This is a genomic window from Barnesiella sp. CU968 (assembly GCF_905219685.1).
Classification (GTDB): Bacteria; Bacteroidota; Bacteroidia; order Bacteroidales; family Muribaculaceae; genus Lepagella; species Lepagella muris_A.
On record NZ_CAJMXD010000177.1, the window covers coordinates 1 to 5,900 of the forward strand.

Annotated in this window: 5 protein-coding genes; 1 reads left to right on the plus strand and 4 read right to left on the minus strand. The window is 47.6% G+C overall.

What is annotated here, in order from left to right; all coding sequences use genetic code 11:
* Positions 1–209: 209 nt before the first annotated feature.
* The gene (locus JX312_RS07995; protein WP_204457640.1) at positions 210–1,589 is read left to right on the plus strand and encodes a hypothetical protein; all 1,380 of its coding nucleotides are present in this window, start codon (positions 210–212) and stop codon (positions 1,587–1,589) included.
* A gap of 77 nt (positions 1,590–1,666) precedes the next feature.
* Here the strand turns inward: JX312_RS07995 and ald are convergent, their stop codons facing one another.
* The 4 genes from ald to trpS form a co-directional block, all read right to left on the minus strand.
* On the minus strand, positions 1,667–2,773 hold the full coding sequence (gene ald / locus JX312_RS08000) for an alanine dehydrogenase (protein WP_204457641.1): 1,107 nt from the start codon (positions 2,771–2,773) through the stop codon (positions 1,667–1,669).
* A gap of 116 nt (positions 2,774–2,889) precedes the next feature.
* Entirely contained in the window at positions 2,890–3,402 is a 513-nt protein-coding gene (locus JX312_RS08005) for a DUF6155 family protein (RefSeq protein WP_255563909.1), read from the minus strand.
* Positions 3,403–3,447: 45 nt separating this feature from the next.
* On the minus strand, positions 3,448–4,674 hold the full coding sequence (locus JX312_RS08010; RefSeq protein WP_123407270.1) for a nucleoside recognition domain-containing protein: 1,227 nt from the start codon (positions 4,672–4,674) through the stop codon (positions 3,448–3,450).
* Between the two features lie 2 nt (positions 4,675–4,676).
* A complete protein-coding gene (gene trpS, locus JX312_RS08015; RefSeq protein WP_172469562.1) occupies positions 4,677–5,735 on the minus strand; it encodes a tryptophan--tRNA ligase in 1,059 nt (352 codons plus the stop codon).
* Between the last annotated feature and the right edge of the window lie 165 nt (positions 5,736–5,900).

Below are 5,900 nucleotides of genomic sequence, written 5' to 3' on the forward strand. Positions count from 1 at the left end.
AACCATAAAAGACCTCAAGGAAGCCACAAGATTCACTATATAAAAAATTTCGAATTAAATTTAAACAGTTTCTTAGTCCGGAATCTGTGCGCAAAATCCGATAAATGGAATATAACTGGAAGAGATGAGTGACAGAGGTGTTAATTAATTTTTACATTCCTAAACAAATGACACTGCAAGTATGTTGTTTTGTTAAATACGATTCTACTATGAAACACATTTTTCTGTCTATTGCTTTGTCAGGAATTGTCTTGCCTGTATGCGCGCAGACCACAAATGCCGGAACAGGTGCCGAAGGTGAAGACACGAGTTCCGGGATTGAGTTCATCAAGACTGCGGATCATAAGGATGTCGAGGATATCCTGGAGCAAGACCGTCCAGGCGAAGTGTCGGCAATACCGGTTCCGCATTTTGCCATACGCACTGTCGACAATAAATTCGTCATGACCATCGGCGGTCAGATCAATCCTATCATCGGCACGGATTTCGGCAATGATCTCTATGAAGTCGATGGTGCGGGGATAGGATTCGTGACCGGAATGATACCTGTTCCGTCAGTGAACGGCAAACGCTCCGATTTCTATATAAACCCTCTTAATGCGAATATAGATTTTCAGGTCGTGGGTTTCGGAGGTACGAAGAATCAGGTGACAGGCTATCTGAAATTCGGGACGAACGGTGAGTCAACGGCAATAAAACTCAAGAAGGCATATGTGGCGTGGATGGGTATAACCGCCGGTCTTAAATCCACGCTGTTCGAGGATGGTGAGGCTGCATCGCCTCCTACCATCGATCCCCAGGGACCAAGCGGCATGATTTCCACATCTTCATATGAAATCAGTTATATTTCTCCATCGTTCCATGGGTTCAGGTTTGCCATAGGTATGGATATTCCTACATATTATTCATCCAACGGCGTATATCGTGGTCATGACTTCAAGACGTGGAGGGAGGAAGAAATAGAGGGTAAGCCTGTTGCTGATCCTGAAGCATACAACCAGAATATACCAGATATTCCTATGTGGGTGGAATATACTGCTTCCGACTATAACCGTATACGTTTTTCTGGAATTATACGTAATTTCTCATACCGGGACATGCTTGAGGGAAAACGCCGTAATTCAGTGGGCTGGGGACTTATGTTGAGCGGAAATCTGAATCCGGTGGAACCATTGATTCTTTATGTGCAGGCGGCTTACGGTAAAGGTATCGGCAATTATCTGCAGGATATTGCCGGTCAGCCATTGTCGTTTATACCTGAGGATTCACAACCCGGTCATATGACACCATCTCCTATGATGGGAGTCTCCCTTGGCGCAACATACAATATCGGTAAAAAATGGCAGGTCAATGCTGTTGTGTCGGAGTCAAGGATCTGGAGTGTCGGACCATATGCCATTGCGGCAGCTGTCTCGCCCGATAATATCAATAATTACAGATATGGCTTTTATGCGGCTGGCAATGTATTCTACAATATATCGTCATATCTTCAAGTCGGAATGGAATATCTTTATGGTCGCCGCGGGACGTGGAACGCCGGTACCGCCCACGACAACCGTCTGCAGATGCAATTCATGTTCACGTTATGAATGAAACGGCGGGATGAAATGAATTGGCAGGCACATCCATCGGATGCGCCTGCCATTTTGCGTATGAGTGTTGTAGATCAGAGTTCGAGAGGCGTGTAAGGAAAATCGAATGCTTCGGCAACTGCTTTGTAGGTTATTTTCCCGTCAACCATGTTGACACCTTCTGCAAGTCCTGGGTCTCTGCGGCATGCCTCGATCCAGCCAAGGTCGGCGAGACGGAGGGCGTAAGGCATAGTGGCGTTTGTGAGAGCCAAGGTCGAGGTGTAGGGTACGGCTCCCGGGATATTCGCCACGGCATACTGTACGACACCGTCAACAACGTATGTGGGTTCGGAGTGAGTGGTGGGATGTGTTGTCTCGAAACATCCCCCTTGGTCAACGGCAACGTCTACCATCACTGAACCGGGACGCATGAGTTTTACCATGTCGGCTGTGACAAGGTGGGGGGCTTTGGCTCCGGGGACAAGCACAGAACCCACTACAAGATCTGTGTCGGGCAGTTCCTGCTCGATGTTGTGTCGGGAGGAGAAGAGCGTTTTTACATTGCGGGGCATGACTTCAGCGCAATGGCGTAATGTGGGAAGTGAAATGTCAGCAATGGTCACATCGGCTCCAAGTCCTGCCGCCATAAGGGCTGCGTTTCTGCCCACCACTCCTGCTCCAAGAACCAGGACTTTGGCGGGTTTTACGCCTGGCACGCCTCCAAGCAATACACCGCGTCCACCTTGGGGCTTTTCAAGGAAACGGGCACCTTCCTGAATTGACATCCTGCCGGCAACTTCGCTCATGGGGACAAGCAGGGGAAGGCGGCGTTCACGGTCGGTTACTGTTTCATATGCGATGCACACTGCTCCTGATGCCATCATGGCTTCGGTGAGTTCGCGGTCACATGCGAAATGGAAATAAGTGAATACTACCTGATCTTTGCGGATCAATGGATATTCAGGTTTGATAGGTTCCTTAACCTTTATTATCATCCCTGCCGTGGCATAAACATCTTCTATGGCGGGGAGTATGGTAGCTCCTGCCGCGATATATTCTTCGTCGGCAAAACCGCTTCCTTCTCCGGCGGTGTGCTGAACGAATACTTCGTGTCCGTGTGCGATAAGTTCTTTCACTCCCGCCGGTGTGGCGCCTACTCTGTTCTCATTGTTTTTGATTTCTTTAGGGATTCCAATTTTCATGGTAATATGGATTTAGGTTAAAGGATTGAAAACAGTTTTATGTTTTCAGCGCGGTAAATTTAGAAAATTGGAATAAAACTGCAAATAATTTTAATATGTTTTTCGGCATGTTGTGGTCACCACCAGTGTTTCCAGCCCCGGCGCAACGGCTCTTCTTCGCGTTTGAAAAGTTTCGACATGTCTTCGCGTATCCGATTAAACCTAAGTTCATACCTGTCTTCGAGGTTGTGACTTTCAATATATGCCGCCGTATCGTTAATGAACCGCTCCACTCGAGTCTGATGGCTCATTATCCTTTTGCGTTCAGATAGCCATAATTGATACAGATCGAGTGTGTAGAGCATAAGGTCGGCAGTCTTTTCATAGTCTATGCAAAGGGTGGTGAAATATTTGATGCAAGTCTTGATTTCCTTGAATACGGGGGATTTCCGGGGTTTCGATCCTGAAATGAAAAACTGTTTGAATATTTTTTGCCTGTATTTGTCAAGTTCTTTGTCGGCATCGGGATTTATCCAAAATTCAAGATATTCCTTGGCTTCCGGGCGTGCATCATATAGTTCGCAGATTATCTCCGAAAGACTATCTCTATCCATCTCATTGAGAACTTTCTTTAATGTTGCTTTTGACATTTTATCAGAGAATAAATATGGTGGGGACTGAGAGGCATGTTAAAATTAAAAGAAGAGGTATGCGATGGCTATAGCCGCTATTGCACCCGTGATGTCGGCAAGAAGGGCATATCCGGCTGCATAGCGGGTTTTGGAAACCCCTACAGAACCGAAATATACTGCGAGGATATAGAAAGTGGTGTCGGTTGAGCCTCTGACGGCTGCCGCCAGTTTGCTGACGAAGGCGTCAGCCCCGTTGGTTTTCATCACGTCGAGCATCATGGCGCAACTGCCGCTGCCGCTCAGCGGTTTCATGAGCATGGTTGGCAGGGCTCCGACCCATTGGGTGTCGAATCCGAGCCATGCCACAAGGCTCTGCACCCATCCTGTGAATACATCAAGTGCACCGGATGCGCGGAACATCCCTATTGCCACAAGTATTGCCACAAGGTACGGGATTATCATAACTGCTGTCTTGAATCCCTCTTTTGCTCCTTCTATGAATACATCGTATACACGAAGCTTGCGTCTGATCCCTGCGAGGATAAAGGCAATTATGACACTGAAGAGGATGAGGTTAGCTCCGAAAGTGCTATATAGCTGAACCTTGTCTGCCGGTAGGTTTGCGAAGAAATATGTAATTGCCCCGACTGTTGCCGCTATTGCTCCGAGCCATCCCCAGATCACGCGATCCATCTTTATCTTCTGTCTGATGCATAGTGCGGTGAGCCCCACTATGGTTGCGATTGCCGTGGCTATTAGTATAGGGATGAATACGTCTGTGGGATTTGCGGCGCCACCTTGTGCGCGATACATCATTATGCTTATAGGTATCAGACAGAGTCCGGAGCTGTTCAGCACCAGGAACATGATCATGGCATCGGTGGCGGTGTCTTTCTTGGGGTTGAGGCTTTGCATCTCCTGCATAGCCTTCAATCCCATGGGTGTCGCCGCATTGTCGAGACCGAGCATGTTGGCGGATATGTTCATGAATATGGCTCCCATTGCCGGATGTCCTTTGGGTATGCCGGGAAACAGCCGTGAGAAGAAGGGGCTGATGAGTCGTCCGAAAAATTCAACGACTCCAGCTTTTTCTCCGATTTTCATTATTCCCAGCCACAAGGTGAGCACACCGGTGAGTCCGAGCGAAATCTCGAATGCGAATGCCGCCTGGTCGAAGGATGCGTTCATGATGTCGCTCCACACCTGAAGGTCTCCTCCGAAAAGGCTGCGCCCGGCTGCCATCAGGAAGGCTATGAGAAAAAAGGATATCCAGATCCAGTTGAGAACCATGGTCAGAATTTGCGGATGCCCATTATTTCCCTTACGTCCTTAAGTGTCTGAGCTGCATATTCGCGTGTGCGTTCCGCGCCTTCTCGAACCACGCGTGAGAGGTAATCCTCGTTGTTGCGGATGTCAAGTATGCGTTCGCGGATGGGAAGTGTAACCTTGAGGATGTCTTCGGCAAGCTGTTTCTTGAGGTCTCCGTAACGGATGGAGCAATCTGCATATGCATCGCGGAAATGTTTCACTACATCAGGTGCGGAAACAAGCTCGAGAAGAGTGAAAAGATTCTTGATGGGTTCGCTCATCTCTGATCCCGGAGTCTGAGGTCCTTCGTCTGTTACGGCGCGCATTACTTTCTTGCGCAGTGTCTTTTCATCATCTATAAGGTATATGCAGTTTCCTTCGCTCTTGCCCATCTTTCCGGATCCGTCGAGTCCGGGCACTTTAACTGCTTCGCCGCCGAAGTTGAAATTGACCGGTTCGCCGAAATATTCAGTTTTGTAGAAAGAATTGAAGCGGCGTGCGAAGCGGCGTGTCAGCTCAAGATGCTGTTCCTGGTCTTTCCCTACAGGCACGAAATCGGCATGGTGAATCAATATGTCTACCGCCATGAGGGTTGGGTAGGTGAGGAGACCGGCATTGACACGCTGGTTGGTCTGGTTGCCGATAATCTCTTTTTCGATTTCATCGCTGTCGGAATTGATGCCGAGTGCTTTGCGTGCCTTGTCCTTGAATGATGCGGTGCGCATCAGTTCTCCGATGCCGACATGCATGTTCATAAGAAGATACATTTCGGAGATTTCGGGAATGTCGCTCTGGACGTATATGGTGTTCTTTTCAGGATCGAGTCCTGCTGCAAGATATTCGGCAAGGATATTTTTTACGTTCTCATGTAGAATATCTGGATCCGGTGCTGTGGTGAGGGCATGCAGGTCGGCAACGAAGTAACGGCAGTCATAATCGTCTTGCATGCGGACGAATTTGGACAAGGCTCCGTAGTAATTTCCGAGGTGAAGATTGCCTGTAGCGCGGATTCCGCTCAGAACAATTTTTTTATTATTATTCATTATCATTGTTTTCTTATTGATATTGTTTAAACTTGTTTGCGATATTAAAATGAAGTTCAGATGACTTCGTTTTGATTATTTATGCAAAATTACAAAAAAAATGAATTTATCGGTATATCTGTATGGCAATTTTGCGAAAACAGTTGTTATATAATATATGAGAAG

Bases quoted from the DNA above. Each gene is read 5' to 3' on its own strand.
- JX312_RS07995 (WP_204457640.1), top strand. From the start codon at position 210: ATGAAACACATTTTTCTGTCTATTGCTTTGTCAGGAATTGTCTTGCCT.
- ald (WP_204457641.1), bottom strand. From the start codon at position 2,773: ATGAAAATTGGAATCCCTAAAGAAATCAAAAACAATGAGAACAGAGTA.
- JX312_RS08005 (WP_255563909.1), bottom strand. From the start codon at position 3,402: ATGTCAAAAGCAACATTAAAGAAAGTTCTCAATGAGATGGATAGAGAT.
- JX312_RS08010 (WP_123407270.1), bottom strand. From the start codon at position 4,674: ATGGTTCTCAACTGGATCTGGATATCCTTTTTTCTCATAGCCTTCCTG.
- trpS (WP_172469562.1), bottom strand. From the start codon at position 5,735: ATGAATAATAATAAAAAAATTGTTCTGAGCGGAATCCGCGCTACAGGC.